The organism is Magnetospirillum sp. UT-4 (genome assembly GCF_902729435.1).
Classification (GTDB): domain Bacteria; phylum Pseudomonadota; class Alphaproteobacteria; order Rhodospirillales; family Magnetospirillaceae; genus Magnetospirillum.
Map to the genome: position 1 here is coordinate 1 of NZ_CACVCG010000057.1, position 22,496 is coordinate 22,496.

Here is a 22,496-nt window from a genome sequence, read left to right on the forward strand (position 1 = left end):
CGTTGCGCTCGCGTTCCGCCGCCTGACGCCCTTCCCAGCCGCGCTCCAGATCCTGGTCCGGGTCATGGCGCCCGATCGAAAACAGGGTCCCGGTGCCGAACACCATGACGTTCAGAAGCAGCAAGCCGAATTGGGCGTATTTGGCGGTGCCGAGCTGGGCAGGGCCGGCCCAGGGCAAAATGTCGAGCAGGGACTGCCACAGGCCGGACAGCCAATTGACCGATTGTGGCGCTGCCGCCTGGGTGCGGAATGCATTGGCCGACAATCCGGTGGCGTTCAGTTCGACCACCTGACCGCGCATCTTGTAGAGCACGAAGATCAGGATCATGGCGAGCAGAAGGATGATCACCGACGCGACCACGTTCATCGCCCGCCGTTGCGAGTGGCGGTACGATGCCCGATTGATCTGAATTCCGAGGAAGTGGGCGAACATCACGAAGGTGACGCCGATGAACAGCGCCACCACGTAGGACACCAATTCCGAGAATTCCAGGACCATCCTGACGGCGACCTGGTTGATGGGCATTTCCAGGATTGCCAGGCCGCTGAGAATGGCGGTGTACACTGTCAGCCATGGCAGCCGATGGCCGAACAGCGGATTGGCAAAGGCCACCCTGGGCGGGCGGCCCGTCCGGAATTCCTGCTCCTGGTAACCGCGGACGGCCTCGGCGACCTTGCTCGCCACCGAGCGCCACTGGACCGAGGTCGGCCCCCGGGTCTGCTTGAGATGCACCAGGGCCGAGTTCTTCTGATCGACGAGCGCATCCTTGCGGCTGACGTATTCCGTCTCGCGTTCGACCGTGAGGGAGGTCATCTCCTCATCGATGTGATCGAAGGCCTCCCGCAGGCGCAACGTGTATCGGTTCAGCGCGGCGCGAGCCTCGTTGATACGACCCAGTTCATGCGGGGAGAAGCCGGTCTGGTGCGACGGGGGGAATTCCCGGCGGCCATCCTCCTCACCGCGTTGCACATCGGCGAGAGTGTCGCGCTCCGAGAACTGAATGTACTCAGTGAGCGTCTCATTTGCGATTGATACATCCATCGACATAGCCCATTGGTGGAGCGCGTCGATACGATAATACGCAAATGCTCATAGAGTCACGCAGGAGTCATAACGTTTTAATTGTATACACTAAAGCAGCTTCACCACCGCGAATCCCGCCACGATCAGCAGCACCATGGCGGTCATCACCAGCTTAAGGCGCTTTTCCACGAAGTCGCGGATGGGGGGGCCGAATTTCCACAGCAGGGCGGCGACCAGGAAGAAGCGCATGGCCCGGGCGATGAAGCTGGCGAAGGTGAATTCCGCCAGGTCGAAGTGGAAGGCGCCGGCGGCGATGGTGATCAGTTTGTAGGGGATGGGGGTGGCGCCTTTGACGATGATCACCCAGGCGCCGTATTCGTCGACCAGCGGCTTGAAGGCGGCGAACTTCTCGGTCAGGTGGAAGGCGGCCAGGATGGCCATGCCCACGGTATCCATGAAGAAATAGCCGATGGCGTAGCCGAAATAGCCGCCCACCACCGAGGACAGGGTGCAGACCAGGGCGATGCGGAACCAGCGGGTCGGGGCGGCCAGGATCAGCGGGATCAGCATGACGTCGGGCGGGATGGGAAAGAACGAGCTTTCCATGAACGAGATCGCCGCCAGCCACCAGATGGCGTGGCGATGCCCGGCCTTGTCCATCACCCAGTCGTAGCTCTTCTGCAGCATCCGTTCCGCTCCACCCGAGGTCCGGGCGAGGTGTAGCAGCCGTCCGCGGTCCCGGCAACCCGAATGGGTGTTGCTGACGCCTTGTCTTTTGGCCGCCCTGGCTGCACTCTCCCCGGACGCGGAAGGGAGGTGGAATGGGGGACGGTCTGCCCTGGTTCGATGCCGTCGCGCTGGGCATCGGCGCGGCGCTGGCGCTGGCGGCCTTGCTGCCGGTGGTGGCGTGGCAGCGCTGGCGGCTGGGCAAGCTGGCGTCGCGCGCCGCCGCGTCGCGGGCCGAGGCCCGGGGCCTGCTGGAATGCCTGGCCACCAGCCCCGACGGCTTCTATTGCTGGTCGGCGGCCGGGCCGGAAAGCTGCTCGCGCCGGCTGGCGGTGCTGCTCGGCCTGCCGCGCGGGCTGGATTCGGACTTCGCCGAGGTGATCGCCGCCTTCGCGCCCGAGGACGGGCTGGCCCTGGAGAACGCGGTGGAGCGCCTGCGCAGCGAGGGCGACGGCTTCGAGGGCGAGTACGCCCTGGCCGCCGGCGAGCGCAAGGTCCGCGTCCTCGGCGTCCGCGCCGTCGGCCCCGATGGCGAGGTCCTCGCCGACCTGGTGTGGATGCGCGACGTCAGCGAGGGCGCCTCGGTGGTCGATGACCTCGCCCGCTCGCTGCAGGCTCTGGCTGCGGACACCGCCTATCTCAAGGCGCTGATCGACGCCCTGCCCATGCCGGTGTGGCTGCGCGACGAGGATTTGTCGCTGCTGGCGGTCAACCGCGCCTACGCCGCCGCCGTCGATGCCGCCGGACCCGAGGCGGTGGTGCACGCCCAGGTCGAGCTGGCCCCCGACGCCCTGGTGCGCGAGGCCCGCGCCCTGGCCGCCCGCGCCCGCGCCGCCGGGGAACCCCGCTCGGAAAGCTTCCACCTGGTGCTGGGCGGCGAGCGCCGGCTGGTGCAGGTGACCGAGGTGCCGGTCTCGGTCGGCGACACCCTGCTCACCGCCGGCCTGATCCACGACCAGACCCGGGTCGAGGAGCTGCGCGCCGAGCTGGACCACCACGTCAGCGCCCAGGCCGAGGTGCTGGAGCGCCTGGCCACCGCCATCGCCATCTTCACCACCGACACCAGGCTGGCCTTCTTCAACACCGCCTTCGCCCGGCTGTGGCGCCTGGACCGCGAATGGCTTGGCTCGCAGCCCACCTACGGGGCGGTGATGGACGCCCTGCGCGAGCGCCGCCTGCTGCCCGAGGCCGCCGATTACCGCGCCTACAAGGAAGAGGAGCTGAAGCGCTTCATCTCGCTGATCGACCCCATCGAGACGCTGATGCACCTGCCCGACGGCCGCACCCTGCGCCGGCTGGTGTCGCCGCACCCCTATGGCGGGCTGATCTTCACCTACGAGGACGTCACCGACACCCTGGCGCTGGAACGCTCGTTCAACACCGCCATGGCGGTGCAGCGCGAGACCCTGGACCACCTGCACGAAGGCATCGCGGTGTTCGGCGGCGACGGCCGGCTGAAGCTGTCCAACCCGGCCTTCGGGCGGATCTGGGACCTGACGCCGGAGGACCTGGCCGGCGAGCCCCATGCCTCGGAGATCGTCGAGCGCCTGAAGCCGTTCTTCGAAGGCCGGCCCGACCGCGCCTCGACCTGGCCGGCGGCGCGCGAGCGGCTGGTGCGGCTGGTCGGCGACCGCGCCTCCACCGACGGCCGCCTCGACCGCCAGGACGGCGCCATCCTGGCCTGCACCTCGGTGCCGCTGCCCGACGGCGCCATCCTGCTCACCTTCCTCGACGTCACCGATACCGCCCGGGTCGAACGCGCCCTGATCGAGCGCAACGAGGCGCTGGCCGCCGCCGACACCCTGAAGAGCGAATTCATCGCCAACGTCTCGGCCGAGGTGGCCAAGCCGCTGACCACCGTCATCGGCTTCGCCGAGATGCTGTCGGCGGAGTATTTCGGCAAGCTGTCGAAGCGCCAGCACGATTACGTCAAGGGCATCGGCGATGCCGGCCAGGCGCTGAAGGCGCTGGTCTCGGACATCCTCGACCTGGCCGCCATCGAGGCCGGGCAGATGACCCTGGAGCTGGATTCGGTCGACCTGCACCCGCTGCTGTCGTCGGTGCTGGGGCTGGTGCGCGAGCGGGTGCGCGAGAAGAAGCTGACCCTGGACTTCGCCTGCCCGCTGGACATCGGCTGGATCGTCGCCGATCAGCGCCGCCTCAAGCAGGTGATGTTCAACCTGGTCGGCAACGCGGTGAAGTTCACCCCCAATGGCGGCGCCATCACCGTGGGAGCGGCGCGCGACGGCGCCGAGGTGATCCTGACCGTCACCGATTCCGGCCCCGGCATCTCGCCCGAAGACCAGGCCCGGGTGTTCGACAGCTTCGTCCGCACCGCCCCCGACACCGGCCAGGGCGGCGCCGGCCTGGGCCTGGCGCTGGTGCGCCGCTTCGTCGAACTGCACGGCGGCCGAGTCGAGCTGAAAAGCCTCGCCGGCCAGGGCACCACGGTGACCATCAGGCTGCCGGTGGGGGTGTGAGGATGTGCGGGGCGGGTCATGCCACCCGTCATCGAGACCATCGCAAGGAAGGTGTCACCGCCCTGAAATAGGTAAAAGATCCTTGTCTAGGTAAATAACCTTGACATTCACGGGGCGCTCGGCTAAATTCCGACCCCGGCGGCAGCTCGCGGAGCGGCCATTTTTTGGACGCAGGAAGGAACATACCATGTACAAGCAGCCATTCGCGAGCTCCTCGCGTTCTTCGCTCCTGTCGCAACTTCAGACGCAATGGACCGGTGACCGGGCGGGAGGTGGGTTCTTCGATCTCTATGGCTCGGTTGGTCCCGGCCAAGCCAATCGTCCCCAGGACGTCATCAAGGTCGAGGCCGCGCTGGGCAACACCGATCACTTCGATTTGGCCAAGATGGGCGGCCCCACCGGGTATTTCGGGCTGGGGTTGGAGAACGGGGTCAAGAGCTACCAGGCTGCCAACAAACTCAAGCAGGACGGCATCCTGAATCCCGGAGGGCCGACCATCTCCAGCCTGAGGCAGAGTGTCGGCGGCCTTCTCTCCGACTACACCCCGCCCACGCCGGCGGAGGTCGAGGATCACCAGTCCAGGATCGCCCAGGGCGAGCCCGGCATCCTGAATCTGCGGCCGGCGCGCCTATCCTTTTTCGGCCCGCGGCAACCGGCGGACCTGGATGAGACCACCCTCGCCTTCAACGACGACAGCGCAGGCGCACTGACCAGGAGTTCCGTCAACGGCTCGGTGCCGGACATCTATTCCAGCTTCTACCGGCAGGCGGGAAGCGCGGCCAAGCCCACCATCTGGGACCTGGCAGAAAAGGTGAACCACGCGTCTGGTCGCGACCGCGCCGACCAGATCCTGCACGGTATCGCCAAGGGCCTGACGCCGGAGCAGAACGCCGAGTTGTTCGGGGCAATGCCCAACACCCGCCCGGTCGGGGTGAGGAATTCCGATTTGGCCGACGATAGCGGAGCGCCGCTCTTCCGCATGCTCGCCGATGAACCGGCGCCGGAGCCCGCACCGGAGCCGGCACCGGAACCGGGCCCCGATCAGCCGTCCAATCCCCCGCCGGAGCAGCCGCCCTCCGGCCCGAAGCAACCGGAGGATCCTGACGAGCCCGACTGCCAGGACCTGTTCGACGCATTCATGGCGGCCCAGGCCGAACGGGATGCCGCCCAGGAAGAAGTTCAGCGCATTCAGGATGAACTGGACCAGGTCGAAGCCGAAATCGCGGAGGTTCGCCAGCAGATCGATGATGCGAAACGCTTGGCCTTTGAAGGCGGGGCCAAGGGATGGGCAGAGGGAAAAATAGTACCGTTCCCAATTCTTGGGCCGCTAGGAAGAATTATTAGCGCGGGAAACCTCATTAGTCAAGGCATTGGTGCTGCAAAAGGCTCTGCAACGGCCAGGGAGTATTTGCGTTCCGAACTCAAACCCAAGCTCGATGAGCTTGAAAAACAGCGGGATGCCCTAATTAAAACTAAAGCAGAAGCGGATTTAGTCCTTGAAGACGCCCAGTCCGGCATGGACGAAGTGGCTCAAGCCTACGAAGAATGCCAAAATGGTAACGGCAAGAAGCCTTCACCGAAAGAATAGGCAGACGCTATTCCCAGCAATCCATCTCGTCGGGACGGTTCCATGGCGGATCGGTAAGGAATTCCTTTTCCTTCAGGAGGGCGGAGGTGATTACGGGCTGGCGACCGGCGCTGGTCGCCGCCTGACGCAGCTGATCATCCACCGCCTCTCCACGACGTTTGGCGTGCGCCAACAAAATAAGGGCGGCGCGCGGGTCGGCGGGAACGCCCTCCGCCCCGTCGATCAACAGCGCCCCCAGCCGCGCCATGGCGGGCGGGTGTGCACGCCGGTTCCACCAATAAGCGGCGCGGTCGGGCCGGGCGGGGACGCCGCGTCCCTGCAGCAATTGATCCCCCAGCGCCACCGCCGCCTCGGACGAGCCGAATTCGACCGCTTCGATCCGCCACAGGCAGGCCGCCTGCGGGTCGGGCAGGAAGCCGTTGCCGGCCTCGATGCGGTCGGCATAGTCCGCCATGGCCTCACTCCGGATGGACATCTCCATGAAGCGCAGGAACTCCTCCCCGTTCCACCAGTCCGGAGGGGCTGTGTCCAGCGAGAAGTAGAAAAGGGTCTCCACGAGTTCTTTGTCGGCATGGCCCACTTTCGGATCGGTGAACCAACGCAGGATGGCCGCCTGGTACCACCAGCGCGCCTTGGTCTCGTCGGCCGGCAGGCCGTGGCCGAGATAGCCCCACGCCAGTCCCCACATGGCCGGAATGTAGCGCTGCCGGATGGCGCGCTGGAACAGCGCCTCGGCCCGGTCGGGATCGGCGGGCCGGCACAGCCCGTCGCGGGTCATGACGGCCTCCATGGTATCCGCGGCGGCGGCGTTCCCCTGGCGGCCATCGGCCAGAAGCCGCTCGGCCTCGGGGCAGTTCCCCGAATGCAGGGCCTCGAACCAGCCGCTCTGCCATTCCGGCAACGGCAGGCTCTTCAAGTCACCATTGGGGGGCGGGGTGCCAGGCTCGGCGGCCCAGGCCATGGGGGCCAGGGCAACAAGGCACAGCAGTACGGCGGGGCGCAACCAGGTCACGACAATCCTCTTGCTCGGACGTAGCAATGGTCTCAGCAAGCGGTCCGGGATGCAAGGGCGGGGGATGGGACACCCTTGACCGCCGACGCGGTTCACCCCCCACCCCGGCCCTCCCCCACAAGGGGGGAGGGGGTGCGGAAAGCGTCACCCCTCGGCGTGCAGCCTGGTGTATTCCTTGGCCTCGAACACGATGTAGGCCTCGATCATGGCGCGGTAGATGTGTTCGATCAGATCGGGGTCCATGCCTTCCTCGTTGGCCAGGTGGCGGACCTTCAGGACGATCTGTTCGATGCGGTCGGTGTCCACCACCGCCGCCTTGTCCGGCTTGAAGCCGGCGGCCTGGGCGACATAGCCGGCGCGCTCGGCGAGCAGGGGGACGATGCGGCGGTCCAGGCGGTCGATATGCTCGCGCACCTCGGCCAGGCTGCTGCATTGGGTCATGGGATGCTCCGTCATCAATACGCGTATTCGGCGAACAGCGGGTCGACGCTGCCCTGCCAGCGGCCGTGATAGGATTCCAGCATCTCCTCGGCGGCGGTGCGGCCCGACTGGGCGATGGCCATCAGGGTTTCCAGGAAGATGGATTCGTCGCGGCCGGAATCGTTGAGCCGGTGGCGGCGGCGCAATCCCTCGGCCGACAGGGCCAGCACCTCGATGCCGATATCCTGCAGGCTGCGCCCGCGCACGCTGGCCTTAAGCCCCAGGCGGGGGACGTCGGCGCGCAGCGCCTCGCGTTCCGGCAGCGTCCAGTCCTTGACCAGGTCCCAGGCGGCGTCCAGCGCGCCCTGGTCGTAGAGCAGCCCGACCCAGAAGGCCGGCAGGGCGCAGATGCGCCGCCACGGCCCGCCATCGGCACCGCGCATCTCCAGGTACTTCTTCAGGCGCACCTCGGGGAAGGCGGTGGTCAGGTGGTCGTTCCAGTCGCCGATGGTCGGCAGCTCGCCCGGCAGCGCCGGCAGCCGCCCGGCCATGAAGTCGCGGAACGACTGGCCCGAGGCGTCGATGTAGCGGCCATCCCGGTAGACGAAGTACATGGGCACGTCGAGCATCCAGTCGACGTAGCGCTCGAAGCCGAAGCCGTCCTCGAACACGAAGGGCAGCATGCCGCAGCGGTCGGGATCGGTGTCGGTCCACACGTCCGAGCGGCCCGACAGCAGCCCCGAGGGCTTGCCCTCGACGAAGGGCGAACTGGCGAACAGGGCCGTGGCCAGCGGCTGCAGCGCCAGCGACACGCGGAACTTCTTCACCATGTCGGCTTCGGACGAATGGTCCAGGTTGACCTGCACGGTGCAGGTGCGCAGCATCATGTCCAGGCCCTTGGTGCCGCGCTTGGGCATGTAGTCGCGCATGATGGCGTAGCGCCCCTTGGGCATCCACGGGATGTCCTCGCGCCGCCATTTGGGCTGGAAGCCCACGCCCAGGATGCCGACCTTCAGCCGCGCCGCCACCTGCTTGACCTGCTTCAGGTGGGTGTAGGTTTCCTGGCAGACCTGATGGATGGTCTCCAGCGGCGCGCCGGACAGTTCCAGCTGCCCGCCCGGCTCCAGCGTCACCGAGGCGCCGGTGGCATCGGTCAGGGCGATGACGTGGCCGCCCTCGGCCACCGGCTGCCAGCCGAAGCGGGTGAGCCCGTCCAGCAGCGCGCCGATGCCGCGCTCACCCTCGTAGGGCGGCGGGCGCAGGTCGTCCAGGGCGTAGACGAACTTCTCGTGCTCGGTGCCGATGCGCCAGGCGGAATCCGGCTTGCAGCCGGATTCGAGGTGTTCGACGAGCTGCCGCTTCGAGGTGATCGGCTCGCTGCTCGGCTTGGCGGGTGCGGACATGGGGCCTGGCCTCGCAACGGGTTCAGCCTGGGACGGAAGCCCCGGTAGCAAACGCCGTCAGGCAAGCAGCGTCAAGCCTCGATTTCGTGGTCTCGATTTCGTGGCCGCACCCTTTGGTGGCAGCCCGGCTCAGTGGGCGGCGAGGTGGTTTTCGCCGCCGGCGCCGCCGCGGGCGGGGGCGCCCTCGGGGTCGCGCAGCACGTAGCCGCGGCCCCACACCGTCTCGATGTAGCTGTCGCCGCCGGTGGCCGCCGCCAGCTTCTTCCGGAGCTTGCAGATGAAGACGTCGATGATCTTCAGCTCCGGCTCGTCGATGCCGCCGTAAAGATGGTTGAGGAACTGCTCCTTGGTCAGGGTCTGGCCCTTGCGCAGGGACAGCAGTTCCAGGATGCCGTATTCCTTGGCGGTCAGGTGCAGCGGCTCGGCCTCGACCTCGACGGTGCGCTGGTCCAGGTTCACCGCCAGCTTGCCGGTCTTGATGATGGATTGCGCATGACCCTTCGAGCGGCGCACGATGGCCTGGATGCGGGCCACCAGCTCGCCGCGGTCGAAGGGCTTGGTCAGGTAGTCGTCGGCGCCGAAGCCCAGGCCCTTGATCTTCTTGTCCGGCTCGGTCAGGCCCGACAGGATGAGCACCGGCGTCTCGACCCGGGCGGCGCGCAGCCGGCGCAGCACCTCGTAGCCGTCCATGTCGGGCAGCATCAGGTCGAGCAGGATGATGTCGTAGTCGTACAGCTTGCCGATCTCGAGACCGTCCTCGCCGAGCGCGGTGGCATCGACCACCATTCCCTCGGCCTTCAGCATGGTCTCGATGACTTGGGCCATCGTCCGGTCGTCCTCGACTACCAGCACTCGCATCGTGGGTATCCCGTTTCAGCCCGCGTATTGAGGATGTGGTAACCATAAGGGGGTATCGTGGCGACTTCAAGGCGCCCGGCAATCCCGAGGGTCACGATTAGGGATGGTCTCTCATCCCAAGGATGCGGCGCCCCGTCCTTTCGGTCATGACTTGGAGAGTGCGGGTTGAAGTTCCTCGTGCGTAATCTGGTCGGCGACCTCGACCGGCTGAACGGCATCCAGGTCTACGGCCGGGTGGCCGGGGTCCAGGGCATGCTGATCGAGGCCGGCGGCGTGCAGCGCCAGCTGTCGGTGGGCGACCGCTGCAACGTCATCGCCCGCGACGGCCGGCCGGTGCCGTGCGAGGTGGTGGGCTTCCGCCAGGGCCGCGCCCTCCTGATGCCGTTCGTCGCCATCGACGGAATCGGCCTGGGCTGCCGCACCGAGGTCCAGGATTCGGAGCCGGTGATCTATCCCGACCGCCATTGGCTGGGCCGGGTGGTCAACGCCTTCGGCCAGCCGGTGGACGGATTGGGCGGGCTGCCCATGGGCGATCTCGCCTATCCCATCCGGGCGCGGCCGCCCTCGGCCCACGCCCGCCAGCGGGTGGCCGGCAAGGTCGATCTGGGGGTGCGCTCGGTCAACGCCTTCCTCACCATGTGCCGCGGCCAGCGCATGGGCATCTTCGCCGGCTCGGGCGTCGGCAAGTCGTCGATCCTGTCGATGATGGCGCGCAACACCAGCTGCGACGTCTCGGTGATCGGGCTGATCGGCGAACGCGGCCGCGAGGCGCGCGAGTTCATCGAGGACGATCTCGGGCCCGAGGGCATGAAGCGCTCGGTGGTGGTGGTCTCGACCTCGGACGAAAGCCCGCTGATGCGCCGCCAGGCCGCCTATCTCACCCTGTCGGTGGCGGAATTCTTCCGCGACCAGGGTCTGGACGTGCTGTGCATGATGGATTCGGTCACCCGCTTCGCCATGGCCCAGCGCGAGATCAGCCTGTCGGCGGGCGAGCCGCCGGCCTCGAAGGGCTACACCCCCACCGTCTTCGCCGAGCTGCCGCGCCTGCTGGAGCGGGCCGGGCCGGGCACCGCCAAGGGCTCCATCACCGGCCTGTTCACCGTGCTGGTGGACGGCGACGACCACAACGAGCCCATCGCCGACGCGGTGCGCGGCATCCTCGACGGCCATCTGGTGCTCGATCGCGCCATTGCCGACCGGGGCCGCTATCCGGCGGTCAACATCCTGCGCTCGGTGTCGCGCACCATGCCCGGCTGCAACAATGCCGAGGAGAACGCCCTGATCAGCCGGGCCCGGCGCCTGCTCGCCACCTACGAGGACATGGCCGAGCTGATCCGCCTGGGCGCCTATCGCCGCGGCACCGATCCGGCGGTGGACGAGGCCATGCACTATTATCCCCTGATCGAGGCCTTCCTCGGCCAATCCAAGACCGACGCCACGTCGTTACGCGACTGCTACGCCGCCCTGGCCCAGATCCTGGCCATGCCGTTCGAGGGCGACGGCATGGGGGGGCGCTAGGCGATGGCCGGTTCGAAGGGCATCAAGACGCTGATCCGGCTGTCCAAGTTCGCCGTCGACGAGAAGCGCCGGGCACTCACCGCGCTGCAGGCGCGCGAGGACGAGATCCTGGGCGAGATCGCCCACCAGCAGGACCAGCTGGTCGAGGAACAGCGCATCGCCGGCGCCGATTCCACCGGCGTCGGCTTCATCTACGGCGCCTACCAGCGCGCCTGGATGAACCACCGCGACGATTGCGAACGCTCGCTGGCCCTGGTGCGGGGCCAGATCGAGGCGGCCCGCGACGAACTGGCCGGCGCCTACCGCGAACTCAAGACCTACGAAATCACCCAGGCCAATCGCGAGAAGCGCGAACGCGAGGAGGCGGACCGCAAGGACCAGATCTTCCTCGACGAGGTCGGCCTCACCCAGTTCCGCCGCAAGGACATGACCGCCAACGATTGAGTGGCGGGAACCAGCGCGGCGCGGTTGCCTTGCCGGGGGCGACGCGGTAAACCTACACTTCGGTTGACAGAATGGTTTCGCGATGACCACTCCCACCCTGCCGCCGCCGGTCGATATCGATTCCGACACCAAGAAGGCCATCATCGACGGCCTGAAGAAGGTGTTGGCCCGCCTGCAGGAAGGCGGATTGGTGGATCAGGCGCTGTCCTACCAGGACCTGATTTCCCACCCCGATGCCCTGGCCGGCTTCGTCACTGCCTTCGCCACCCACCGCGCCACCTGCGACGACATCGTCAAGCCCAGGGACGGCAGCGACCCGGTGCGCGACGACGACGCGGCCCTGGTCTGCGGGGTGTCGCTGAACCAGATCCAGCAGTTGCTGGTCCGCACCTGCGCCAAGAAGGTCTTCGAGTCGGAAAAGACCCTGCAGACCGTCACCGAGACCAAGACCAAGACCGCCCTGTTCGGCCTGATCAAGAAGACCGAGCAGGTCGAGGTCCAGAAGATGGGCAACGACCCGGTCGAGGAGCGCAAGGTGCGCGAGCTGTCGCGCTATATCGCCTTCGGCTGGCAGCTGGCGCTGCTGCCGGCCTACCGCGAGCACCTTTCCTATCCGCAGATCATCGAGATCGGCGAGGACATCGTGGCACTGCATAGTGCCGAAGCGGTCGCCACCGTCGGCCAGTTCCCCCCCGATATCCTGAAAAAGGTCAAGGCCGCCGCCGGCCCCGACTTCGCAGACATCCTGGTGCACCGGCCCCAGGCCATCGCCGGCGTGGCGGTGTGGAACCGCGACATGTACGAGTTCTACCGCAAGACCCTGGGCGAGAAGGCCTGGGACTTCTTCGCCCGCGAGAAGGAATTCTTCAACGTCGTCGCCGCCCTCGACAAGGCCAACGCCAAGGTCTACGGCGACGTGCTGTGCTACATCGCCGCCGAGAACCTGGAAGAGGTCCAGCGCCTCAACATCGACAAGGCCGAGGTGCTGGTGACCTCGATGAAATCGGCGTTCGGCGCCAAGGCGCCGGCAGTGCTGGGCCATCCCGGCCTGGCCAAGGCGATCCTGCGCCAGGTGGTCGATAACCTGCTGCACATGAGCCAGGAGAAGGACAAGCTGATGGTGTCCTTCGCCCTGACCTGCAAGGCCATGGTCCCCAACGTCCTGGACTGGCTGTCCAAGCAGCCGAAATAGATGCCCGGCCTGGTCCACAGCCTGGTCGGGCTGGCCGGCCTGGTCGCCATCGCGGTGCTGCTCTCCGAAGACCGTCGCCGGGTGTCGTGGCGCCTGCTGGCCGCCGGACTCGGCGGTCAGGTTCTGGTCGCCGCGCTGCTGCTGAAGGTGCCGGCGGCGAAGGCGGTGTTCATGGGCCTCAACCACCTGGTCGAGGCGCTGCAGGCGGCGACCCGGGCCGGCACCTCGTTCGTCTTCGGCTATGTCGGCGGCGGCGCGCCGCCCTTCGCCGTCAGCAATCCCGCCGCCTCGTTCGTGCTGGCCTTCGAGGCGCTGCCGCTGGTGCTGATCATGAGCGCGCTGTCGGCGCTGCTCTATCACTGGCGCATCCTGCCGCTGCTGGTGCGGGCGGTGGCGCGGGTGCTGGAACGCGCCTTCGGCCTGGGCGGCGCGGTGGGCATGAGCGCGGCGGCCATGCCGTTCCTGGGCATGATCGAATCGCCGCTGCTGATTCGGCCCTATATGGGCCAGCTGTCGCGGGGCGAGCTGTTCGTGGTGATGACCGGCGGCATGGCCACCATCGCCGGCACCGTGCTGGTGCTGTACGCCACCTTCCTGGCCGGGGTGGTGCCCGACGCCGTCGGCCACCTGCTCACCGCCACCCTGGTCAGCGTGCCGGCGGCGGTGATGCTGGCCCGGGTGATGATCCCCGACGAGTGCCGCACCGGCGGCGGCAAGCCCATACACGCCGCCTATGGCGGGGCCATGGACGCGGTGGTGCGCGGCACCCTGGACGGGCTGCAGCTGCTGGCCGCCATCGTCGCCATGCTGGTGGTGCTGGTGGCGCTGGTCAGCCTGGCCAACAGCGGCCTCGCCTTGCTGCCCGACATGGCCGGGGCGCCGCTGTCGCTGCAGCGGGCCATGGGGGTGGCGCTGGCGCCGCTGGCCTGGCTGATGGGTATTCCCGCCGGCGAGATGATGACGGCCGGGGCGCTGATGGGCACCAAGCTGGTGCTGAACGAGCTGCTGGCCTATCTCGAGCTGGCCCGCCTGCCGGCCGAGGCGCTGTCCGAGCGCTCGCGCATCGTCATGACCTACGGGCTGTGCGGCTTCGCCAATCTGGGCTCGCTGGGGATCATGATCGCCGGCCTGGCCGCCATGGCGCCCGAACGCCGCGGCGAGATCGTCGCCCTGGGCGGCAAGGCCCTGGTCTCGGGAACGCTGGCGACCTCGATGACCGCGGCAGTGGTCGGACTGCTGCTGTAGAAATGCCGACAAGGCACTCGCCCCTTTGGCACCCCTGGTGTCAAACGAATATTTCGGCCACCCAGCCCGTTGACCATCCGTTTACAACGGCGCGGCGATGCTGCATCTTTCTTCCATCATGATTGGCGCAGCGCCCAAACGGCTGTTGGTGATCGAGGACAATCCCGGCGACCAGCGGCTGATCGAGATCAAGCTTGGCGAGGCCATGCTGCCCTGGAAGGCCGATTGCCGGCCAACCTTGGCGGAAGGCCTGGCGCTGGCCAAATCACCGGATTACGAGTGCATCCTGGTCGATCTCGGCCTGCCCGACGCGTCCGGCATCGAATCGGTGGTCAAGGCCAAGGCGGTGGCACCCGGCACCGCGCTGGTGGTGCTGACCAGCCTGGACGACGAGCGGGTCGCCCAGGACGCCATCCGCGCCGGCGCCCAGGATTACGTGGTCAAGTCGCTGGCGGGGCTCGAGCTGCTGCCCCGCGTCATCCGCCACGCCATCGACCGCCAGCAGGCGCAGGCGGCACTGGAACTGTCCAACCGCACCAACGAGGCGCTGCTGGATGCCAGCCATGACCTCGCCTTGCTGCTGGATGCCGAGGGCCGCATCGTCACCGCCAATGCCCAGGCGCTGGAGCTGTTCGGCAAGCGCGACGACGAGGTGGCGGGCGTCGATGCCTTCGCGCTGATGCCGGATTCGGTGGCGACCGAGCGCCGCCGGTTCTTCGCCAAGGCCATGGCCGGCGGGCGGGCGGTGGAATTCGAGGACAGCGACGGCGTGCGCTGGTTCGCCAACCGCATCCTGGCGGTGGCCGGCGGCCCGGCGGCCGAGCGCCGCTGCGCCCTGTTCTCACGCGACATCACCGCCGAGCGGGCGGCCGCCGAAGGCCTGGCCGAGGCCAAGGAGGAGGCCGAGCTGGCCAACCGGTCGAAGACCGAGTTCATGGCCCGCATGAGCCGCGACATCCGCACGCCCCTGAACGACGTGGTCGGCTTCGCCGAGATGATCGCCTCGGAGATGCTGGGGCCCATCGCCCCGCCGGGCTACCTGGAATACGCCAACTCGATCCTGGGATCGGGCAGCCAGATTCTCAAGCTGATCGACCGCATCACCGACGTCTCGATGCTGGAATCGGCGCTGCTGAAGGACCAGGCCTCGTATCGCGACCTGGTCGAGCTGTCGCCCGATCTCATCTGCGTCTGCGTCGACGGGGTGATCGAACGCATCAACGCCGCCGGCTTGGGCATGCTGCGCGCCCCCTCGCCCAGCGCCTGCGAAGGGCGGATGTTCACCGATTTCGTCGAGCCCGAATACCGCGCCATCTTCGAGGCCGGCCTGGAAGCGCTGTACGAGGAGGAGCATCCGGTGCCGGTGAAGGTGGTCACCTTCGCCGGCCGCATCCGCGACATCGAGCTGAACGCGGTGCTGCTGCGGCGCGAGGGCGGGCGCAGCGCCACCCTGCTGGTCGGCCGCGACACCACCGAGGTCACCGCCGCCATGCGCGCGGTGGCGGCGCGCGAGCATCGCATCCGCGCCATCATGGACACCGTGCTGGACGGCATCGTCACCATCGACGAGCAGGGCATCATCGTCTCGGCCAACCTGTCGGTGGAACGTATCTTCGGCTATTCCCTGGCCGAGCTGGTCGGCGCCAACGTCTCGATCCTGATGCCCGACCCGGATGCCGGCAGCCATGACGGCTACCTCGCCCGCTATATCGAGGGCGGCGGCGGCAACCTGATCGGGGCGGGGCGCGAGGTCATGGCCAAGCGCAAGGACGGCAGCCTGTTCCCGGTCCACCTGTCGGTCTCGGAACTGCGCATCGACAAGCGCCGCCTGTTCACCGGCACCATCCGCGACCTCACCGAGAACAAGCAGCTGGCGCAGCGCGTCGCCTACCTCGCCAACCACGATTCGCTGACCGACCTGCCCAACCGCTCGCTGCTGATCGACCGCATCGGCGAAGCGCTGGCGGCGGCGCGCGGCACCGGCCAGCACGTGGCGGTGATGATCGTCGATCTGGACGGGTTCACCACCATCAACGATTCGCTGGGCCACGACGTCGGCAACGCGCTGCTGCGCGAGACGGCGCGCCGCCTGGCCCAATGTGCCGCGGCGCAGAGCGGCACCGCCGCCCGCCTGGCCGGCGACGAGTTCGCGGTGCTGGTCCCCCGCCTGCCCGATCTGGCGACGGTGACCCAGGTGGTCGAACAGGTTCACGACAGCCTGCTGAAGCCCGCCGCCATCCTGGGCAACGAGGTCAACCTGCCGGTGGACATCGGCATCTCGGTGTTCCCGCGCGACGGCGAGGATGCGCTGGACCTCCTGAGGAACGCCGAGATGGCGCTGCACCAGGTCAAGAAGCGCCCCGACGAGCGGCTGGGCTTCTTCGACGCCGCCATGTCCTTCGCGGTGTCCGAGCGCCTGACCCTGGAGCGGTCGTTGAAGGACGCGCTGAAGGCCGGGCATTTCGAGCTGTTCTACCAGCCACAGGTGCGCCTGGCCGACTTCCAGCTGGTGGGCGCCGAGGCGCTGATCCGCTGGCGCCATCCCGAGCTGGGCATCATCGCGCCCGACAAGTTCATCCCGGTCGCCGAGGAGACCGGCCTGATCGTCGGCATGGGCCGCTGGGTGCTCGAGGAATCCTGCCGCAAGCTGAAGGTGTGGGAGGATATGGGCCTGTCCCACGTCCGCCTGGGGGTCAACATCTCGGGCCGCCAGTTCCGCGAGGCCGACCTCGCCGACACCGTCGCCGGGGTGATCGCCGACAGCCGCATCGACGCCCGCCGCCTCGACCTGGAACTGACCGAAAGCATGCTGATGATCGACGGCGAAGGCACCCTGCGGCTGCTGCGCCAGCTGGCCGGTCTCGGGGTGTCGCTGTCCATCGACGATTTCGGCACCGGCTATTCGTCGCTGGCCTACCTCAAGCGCTTCCCGGTCAACACGGTGAAGATCGACCGCGCCTTCGTGCGCGACCTCGACCATGACGAGGACGGGCGCACCATCGCCAATGCCATCATCTCCCTGGCCCACTCGCTGTCCATGAAGACCATTGCCGAGGGCGTCGAGACCGATTCCCAGGCCAGCCTGCTGGCCCGGCACGGATGCGACGAGATCCAGGGCTACCTGATCGGGCGACCGCTGCCGGCGGCCGAATTCGAGGCTTTCGCCGCCGGATGCGGTCGGGCATCGCTGCTCGACTCCAATGGCCGCCCCAATGACGCGAAAAAAGGGAGTGTGGGTTGATGGCCGGCACCGTCGTGATCGGCGAAGACAACCCCATGAACATGAAGCTGCTGGAGCAGGCGCTGACCATCGCCGGCTACCGGGTCGAGAAGTCCTCGGACGGTGACGGGCTGGTGGACCTGGCGGCCGGCTGCGACGCCAGGCTGATCCTGATGGACATCCAGCTGCCCAAGCAGTCGGGCATCGACCTGCTGCGCCAGATCAAGGCCGACGGGCGCACCGCCGCCATGCCGGTGCTGGCGGTGACCGCCTTCGCCGATCCCGATTCGGTGGCCGGCTTCCTCAAGGAAGGCTTCGACCAGGTCATCACCAAGCCGATCTCCATCCGCAAGTTGCTGGACGATGTGGCGGGGTATTGCGGGGACTAACCTTTATTCCGCCGCCAGGTAGCGGATCTCCAGCACTTCCAGCGTCTCGACACCGCCGGGGGCGCGGAACTGGACGGTATCGCCCTCGTAGGCCTTCATCAGGGCACGGGCGACGGGCGCGATCCAGCTGACCTTGTCGTGGGCCAGATCGGAATCGTCGATGCCGACGATGGTGATGGTCTTTTCCTCGCCGCGGCCGTTGGCATAGGTCACGGTGGCGCCGAAGAACACCTGGTCGGTGTTGCTCTGGGCGGCCGGATCGACCACCCGGGCGGCCTCCAGCCGCTTGGTCAGGAAGCGGATGCGGCGGTCGATCTCGCGCAGGCGTTTCTTGCCGTAGATGTAGTCGCCGTTCTCGGAGCGGTCGCCGTTGCCGGCCGCCCATGACACCACCTCGACCACCTTGGGCCGTTCGACCCGGGTCAGCTGCCGCAGCTCGTCCTGCAGGCGCCGGAAACCGGCCGGGGTGACGTAGTTGGGCGAGCCCTTGGGGATCGCCGACACGCCCTCGGGCAGGTCGTCGTCACCGTCCGACTCCTTGGTGAACGCCTTGCTCATGCACTGCCTGAAAAAAATTCACCACAAAGGCACAAAGAACACGAAGAAACCAATCTTTGTGAACTTTGTGTCTTTGTGGTGATGAACCACAATTTCTCTACAGCATGCTGGCGAGGACGCGGTCCGGCGGGTTGTGGCCGTCGGTGAAGGTCTTGATGTTGATGATGACCTTCTCGCCCATATCGACGCGGCCCTCGAGGGTGGCCGAGCCCAGATGGGGCAGCAGCACCACGTTGTCCAGGCCCAGCAGCTTGGGGTTGACCGCCGGCTCGTGCTCGAACACGTCGAGGCCGGCCCCGGCCAGCTCGCCGCGGCTGAGCATGCGGGTCAGCGCGTTCTCATCGACGATCTCGCCGCGCGAGGTGTTGATGACATAGGCATGGGGCTGCAGCATCTGCAGCCGGCGCGCCGACAGCAGGTGGAAGGTGGCCGGGGTGTGCGGGGAGTGGATGGTGACCACGTCCATGCGCGCCAGCATCTGGTCCAGGCTTTCCCAGAAGGTGGCCTCCAGCTCGGCCTCGATGTCGGGATGGACGCGCTTGCGGTTGTGGTAGTGGATGGACATGCCGAAGGCCTTGGCGCGGCGCGCCACCGCCTGGCCGATGCGGCCCATGCCGATGATGCCCAGGCGCTTGCCCCAGATGCGGTGCCCCATCATGAAGGTCGGGCTCCAGCCCTTCCACTCGCCCGAGCGCATCAGCCGCTCGCCCTCGGCCAGCCGGCGCGGCACCGCCAGGATCAGCGCCATGGTCATGTCGGCGGTGTCCTCGGTCAGCACGCCGGGGGTGTTGGTGACGGTGATGCCGCGCTGGCGGGCGCTGGCCAGGTCGATGTGATCGACGCCGGTGCCGAAATTGGCGATCAGCTTGAGGTTCGGCCCCGCCTGCGACAGCACCGCCGCGTCGATGCGGTCGGTGATGGTGGGGACCAGCACGTCGGCGACCTTCACCGCCTCGATCAGCTCGGCCTTGCTCATGGGATGATCGTCGAGGTTCAGCCGGGTATCGAACAGCTCCATCATCCGGGTCTCGATGACATCCGGCAGCTTCCTGGTGACGACGATGACGGGCTTCTTATGGGCCATTGCTTTTCTCCTCTCGGGACCCCGATGGACTTCACGACCTAGCAAGACGGCGTTGGCTTGTCCAGAAAAGGTTTAGGTCTGCGGCCCGCCTTGACCCGGCGGACCATCCGCCCCCTATAATGCGCGCTGCGGGCTTTGCGGCGAAGGCCATTTTGGGATCGCGTATGCGCTTGAGGGTTGCGGCTGTGTTCGGGGTGGCGGCGCTGGCCGTGGCATGGGGGGCGACGGCGGGCGAGACCAGCGGGCTGCCGCTGCCGCGCTTCGTCTCGTTGCGGTCGGACGAGGTCAACCTGCGCACCGGCCCCGGCATCCGCTATCCCATCGACTGGATCTACGCCCGCAAGGAGCTGCCGGTCGAAGTCATCGCCGAATTCGAGGCCTGGCGCAAGATACGCGATTGGCAGGGAACGGAGGGATGGGTCCACCAATCCATGCTGTCGGGGCGGCGGATGATGGTGGTGATGGGGGCATCGCGTTCGCTGCGCTCGTCCGACGCCGATTCCGCCGAGCCGGTGGCGGTGCTGGAGGCCGGCGTCCTCGGCCGCCTGGTGCAATGCCCGCGCAACCGCGACTTCTGCCGCGTCGAGGTGGAGCAGCTGCAGGGCTGGCTGCGCCGCGACGAGGTGTGGGGCGTCTACAAGGGCGAGTGGCTGGAATAGGCTTCCCCCCTCCCGTCATCCCCGCGAAGGCGGGGATCCAGGAGTCGCGGATCCGCTGTCGGTGCACCCCTGGGTCCCCGCCTGCGCGGGGACGACGCCAGCGTCCCTATTCCCGCCCCACCCGCGGCTCCAGTCCGCGGGCGCGGAAGGCCCGCGCGATCAGCACCGCGATCGCCACCGCCAGCCACGATCCCGCCACCGCGTCCGACAGGTAATGCACGGTGATCATCACCCGGCTGGCCGCCACCAGCACGGCGACGGTCAGGAACAGCGCGGCGTGGCGCGGGAAGATGACGATCAGCGCGGTCATGGCGGCGAAGGCGGCCTGGCTGTGGCCCGACGGGAACGAGTTCATCCCCCAGTCGCGGTTGAACGGCTCGAAGCCGTAGAGCCCCTGGTCCAGGTAATAGCGCGGCCTGTAGCGGCCCAGGCTGACCTTGATGATGTTGCTGATGATCCCCGATACCGCGATGGACAGGAACAGGAAGGCCGGCGCCACCGCCATCCGCCGCCAGCGGGCGCGGGCCTCGGCCCCGGCGGCGCGCCAGGCCGCCACCGCCATGCCCAGCCACAGCAGGCCGGCCGGCACCAGGTACAGCTCGGCCAGGCCGAGATCGGTGACGACCCGGAAGAAGCCCTCGGCATCGCCCAGCACCCGGGCCTTGAGGAAGGTCGCCAGCGGCCGGTCGATGGCCACCATGGCCAGCACGCAGAAGGCGACCACGTAGACGGTGCCCCAGGTCAGCGGGCGGGCGCGGGTGCGATCCCCCTGGCGGGACAGGGCGTCACGCAGCGGCTGCAGCTGGCGCCAGCCGGTGGTGGCGGCCAGGGTCAGGCCCTCCCACGCCAGCCCGGCCCGCTCGACCAGCGACAGCCAGCCGCGCTCCAGCCGCCGCCTCATGGCAGCTTTCGCCCGTAGACGGTGAGGGTGGTCGGCTTGCCGCGCGAATAGTTGAGACCATCGACGCTGCCGAACGCCTCGGGCTCCAGGCCGGCGGCGGCCATGGCGGCGCGGAAGGCGGCGTCCTCGGTCGCCGCCACCACCGCCAGCGCCTTGGGATGGGCGGCCAGATGGCCGGCCGCCCCCGATCCGCCGGTGATGCGGGTGTCGGTGCCGAGCAGGAACACCAGGCTGGGCTCGGAATAGCCGGCCGCCGCCACCGGCCCGTCCGAGCCGACAATCCGTACCATGGCGGCGGCCTCGCGCGACAGCGCCAGCCGGTCCAGCCCGGGCGCCACCCCGGCCAGCAGCGCCGGATAGGCGGCGGCGGCCGGCAGCGCCAGCGCCAGCGCCGCCAGCGCCGGCCGCCCCGTCCAGGCCAGCACCGCCGGCAGCAGGGTGGCCAGCACGATGCCGGCGGCGGCGGCCAGGGTGCCCGCATCGAAGCCGGACCCGAAGCGGATGGGCAGCAATACCGCCGCCGCCGCCAGGGCCAGCCCGACCGCGCACCACGTCCCGTACCAGACCCGGGCGGCGCGGCGGTGGAAGGCCTCGAGGCCCTCGGTGGCCAGGGCGCCGACCATCAGCGCCAGGGCCGGGAAGGCGGGCAGCACATAATGGGGCAGCTTGGTCGGAATCAGCTCGAACATCAGCCATGCCGGCACCGCCCAGGCCAGCAGGGCGCGGAAGGCCAGCCGCCGGCGCTGGCCCCAGGCCCCGGCCAGGGCCGGCCACAGCAGCAGCGAGCCGGGCCAGAAGGTCAGCGTCGCCAGGACCAGATAGAGGCCGGGGAAGCCGCCATGGCTTTCATGGGCGCCCAGCAGCTTGGGCAGCAGGTCGCCCTGCACCGCCTCGCCGACGAAGGCGCCGCCGGTGGCCTGGCTGACGGCGGCGAACCACGGCACCGCCACCGCCGCCGCCACCGCGCTGCCGAGGATCGGCTTCAGCGCGTTGATCCAGCGGACGTTGCGGTCGGCGATGGACAAAGCGGCGATGGTGAGCAGCGAGATCACCGGCACCACCGGTCCCTTGACCAGGATGGCGATGCCCTGGACCAGCCAGAAGGCCAGCTTTTCCATGGTGCCCGGCATCGCCACCGGCGAAGCCCCGCCGCCGCCGCCGCCGCCGCCGCCGGCCATGTCGCGGGCGCGGGCGGCGACGTAGATGCGCACCAGGATGCCCTGGGCCGCCACCGCGCAGGCCAGCAGGATGGCGTCGGATTTGGCCTGGTGCGCCTCCAGCGTCAGCATCAGGGTCGAGGCCAGCACCACCGCCCCCACCAGCGCCGGGCGCTCGCCCAGCAGCGAGCGGCCGAAGGCGAAGGTCATCAGCACCGCCGCCCACGCCGCCAGCAGCGACGGCAGGCGGTACGGCCAGGCCTGGGTCGAGGCGGGGTGGGACAGCAGGTCGACGCTCAGCGCCTGCAGCCAGTAGGCGCCGGCCGGCTTCTTCGCCCGCATCTCGTCCTGGAACTGGATGCGGATGAAGTCGCCGGTCTCCAGCATCTGCCGGGTCGCCTGCATGAAGCGCGATTCGTCGCGGTCCAGCGGCGGCAGCGAGGCCAGCCCGGGCACATACAGCACCAGGCACAGCAGCGAGAGCAGGAGATAGGGGCGGAAACCGCCGGTCAGTCGGTGCAAGGCAGTGGGTCCGGTCAGGGAACGGTTTGCCTGTTCTAACTCAGGCCCGGGACCCTGTCATCAAACGCCGAGCGTCGCTGTTGCGGCTGCCAGGCG

Annotated in this window: 19 protein-coding genes; 9 read left to right on the plus strand and 10 right to left on the minus strand. The window is 68.2% G+C overall.

What is annotated here, in order from left to right:
• Together MTBUT4_RS09105 and MTBUT4_RS09110 are read right to left on the minus strand one after the other, a co-directional pair.
• Nucleotides 1-1,042: hypothetical protein (locus MTBUT4_RS09105; protein ID WP_173979370.1), on the minus strand; the 1,042-nt coding region annotated here is incomplete at its 3' end.
• Nucleotides 1,043-1,132: 90 nt separating this feature from the next.
• Nucleotides 1,133-1,711 (minus strand): YqaA family protein, encoded by a 579-nt coding sequence (locus MTBUT4_RS09110; RefSeq protein WP_173979371.1) that lies wholly within the window; start codon nt 1,709-1,711, stop codon nt 1,133-1,135.
• A gap of 134 nt (nt 1,712-1,845) precedes the next feature.
• On the opposite strand from MTBUT4_RS09110, the gene MTBUT4_RS09115 reads away from it, so the two are divergent.
• Complete coding sequence (locus MTBUT4_RS09115; RefSeq protein ID WP_173979372.1) at nt 1,846-4,230, plus strand: PAS domain-containing sensor histidine kinase; 2,385 nt, start codon at nt 1,846-1,848, stop codon at nt 4,228-4,230.
• 187 nt (nt 4,231-4,417) lie between these two features.
• Entirely contained in the window at nt 4,418-5,818 is a 1,401-nt protein-coding gene (locus MTBUT4_RS09120) for a peptidoglycan-binding protein (protein ID WP_173979373.1), read from the plus strand.
• Between the two features lie 7 nt (nt 5,819-5,825).
• Here the strand turns inward: MTBUT4_RS09120 and MTBUT4_RS09125 are convergent, their stop codons facing one another.
• The 4 genes from MTBUT4_RS09125 to ctrA all read right to left on the minus strand — a co-directional run bounded on the left by MTBUT4_RS09125 (nt 5,826) and on the right by ctrA (nt 9,511).
• Complete coding sequence (locus tag MTBUT4_RS09125) at nt 5,826-6,830, minus strand: tetratricopeptide repeat protein (RefSeq protein ID WP_173979374.1); 1,005 nt, start codon at nt 6,828-6,830, stop codon at nt 5,826-5,828.
• Between the two features lie 144 nt (nt 6,831-6,974).
• On the minus strand, nt 6,975-7,271 hold the full coding sequence (locus MTBUT4_RS09130; protein ID WP_173979375.1) for a chorismate mutase: 297 nt from the start codon (nt 7,269-7,271) through the stop codon (nt 6,975-6,977).
• A gap of 14 nt (nt 7,272-7,285) precedes the next feature.
• Complete coding sequence (locus MTBUT4_RS09135; RefSeq protein WP_173979376.1) at nt 7,286-8,653, minus strand: glutamate--cysteine ligase; 1,368 nt, start codon at nt 8,651-8,653, stop codon at nt 7,286-7,288.
• Nucleotides 8,654-8,782: 129 nt separating this feature from the next.
• Nucleotides 8,783-9,511 (minus strand): response regulator transcription factor CtrA, encoded by a 729-nt coding sequence (gene ctrA / locus MTBUT4_RS09140; protein ID WP_173979377.1) that lies wholly within the window; start codon nt 9,509-9,511, stop codon nt 8,783-8,785.
• A gap of 165 nt (nt 9,512-9,676) precedes the next feature.
• On the opposite strand from ctrA, the gene fliI reads away from it, so the two are divergent.
• The 6 genes from fliI to MTBUT4_RS09170 all read left to right on the plus strand — a co-directional run bounded on the left by fliI (nt 9,677) and on the right by MTBUT4_RS09170 (nt 17,519).
• A complete protein-coding gene (fliI, locus tag MTBUT4_RS09145; protein ID WP_173979378.1) occupies nt 9,677-11,029 on the plus strand; it encodes a flagellar protein export ATPase FliI in 1,353 nt (450 codons plus the stop codon).
• Nucleotides 11,030-11,032: 3 nt separating this feature from the next.
• Complete coding sequence (locus tag MTBUT4_RS09150; RefSeq protein ID WP_173979379.1) at nt 11,033-11,473, plus strand: flagellar export protein FliJ; 441 nt, start codon at nt 11,033-11,035, stop codon at nt 11,471-11,473.
• Between the two features lie 82 nt (nt 11,474-11,555).
• Nucleotides 11,556-12,665 (plus strand): hypothetical protein, encoded by a 1,110-nt coding sequence (locus tag MTBUT4_RS09155; RefSeq protein WP_173979380.1) that lies wholly within the window; start codon nt 11,556-11,558, stop codon nt 12,663-12,665.
• On the plus strand, nt 12,666-13,910 hold the full coding sequence (locus MTBUT4_RS09160; RefSeq protein ID WP_173979381.1) for a NupC/NupG family nucleoside CNT transporter: 1,245 nt from the start codon (nt 12,666-12,668) through the stop codon (nt 13,908-13,910).
• Nucleotides 13,911-14,007: 97 nt separating this feature from the next.
• Nucleotides 14,008-17,151, plus strand: coding sequence for an EAL domain-containing protein (locus tag MTBUT4_RS09165; protein WP_173979382.1), 3,144 nt, complete (start codon nt 14,008-14,010; stop codon nt 17,149-17,151).
• On the plus strand, nt 17,151-17,519 hold the full coding sequence (locus MTBUT4_RS09170) for a response regulator (protein ID WP_173979383.1): 369 nt from the start codon (nt 17,151-17,153) through the stop codon (nt 17,517-17,519). The genes MTBUT4_RS09165 and MTBUT4_RS09170 overlap by 1 nt, the downstream gene beginning before the upstream one ends.
• A gap of 3 nt (nt 17,520-17,522) precedes the next feature.
• On the opposite strand, the gene greB is transcribed toward MTBUT4_RS09170, so the two are convergent.
• A complete protein-coding gene (gene greB / locus MTBUT4_RS09175; RefSeq protein ID WP_173979384.1) occupies nt 17,523-18,077 on the minus strand; it encodes a transcription elongation factor GreB in 555 nt (184 codons plus the stop codon).
• Between the two features lie 97 nt (nt 18,078-18,174).
• Nucleotides 18,175-19,161 carry a D-glycerate dehydrogenase gene (locus MTBUT4_RS09180; protein ID WP_173979385.1) on the minus strand — a complete coding sequence of 329 codons (987 nt, stop codon included), beginning with the start codon at nt 19,159-19,161 and terminating at the stop codon, nt 18,175-18,177.
• A gap of 164 nt (nt 19,162-19,325) precedes the next feature.
• Between MTBUT4_RS09180 and MTBUT4_RS09185 the strand changes: the two genes are divergently transcribed.
• On the plus strand, nt 19,326-19,820 hold the full coding sequence (locus MTBUT4_RS09185; RefSeq protein ID WP_173979386.1) for an SH3 domain-containing protein: 495 nt from the start codon (nt 19,326-19,328) through the stop codon (nt 19,818-19,820).
• Between the two features lie 106 nt (nt 19,821-19,926).
• Here MTBUT4_RS09185 and MTBUT4_RS09190 read toward each other — a convergent pair whose 3' ends face one another.
• Nucleotides 19,927-20,721: a phosphatase PAP2 family protein gene (locus MTBUT4_RS09190; RefSeq protein ID WP_173979387.1), complete on the minus strand. Its 795-nt coding sequence runs from the start codon at nt 20,719-20,721 to the stop codon at nt 19,927-19,929.
• Nucleotides 20,718-22,400: a glycosyltransferase family 39 protein gene (locus MTBUT4_RS09195; RefSeq protein ID WP_173979388.1), complete on the minus strand. Its 1,683-nt coding sequence runs from the start codon at nt 22,398-22,400 to the stop codon at nt 20,718-20,720. Before MTBUT4_RS09195 ends, MTBUT4_RS09190 begins: the two co-directional genes overlap by 4 nt.
• Nucleotides 22,401-22,496 lie beyond the last annotated feature (96 nt).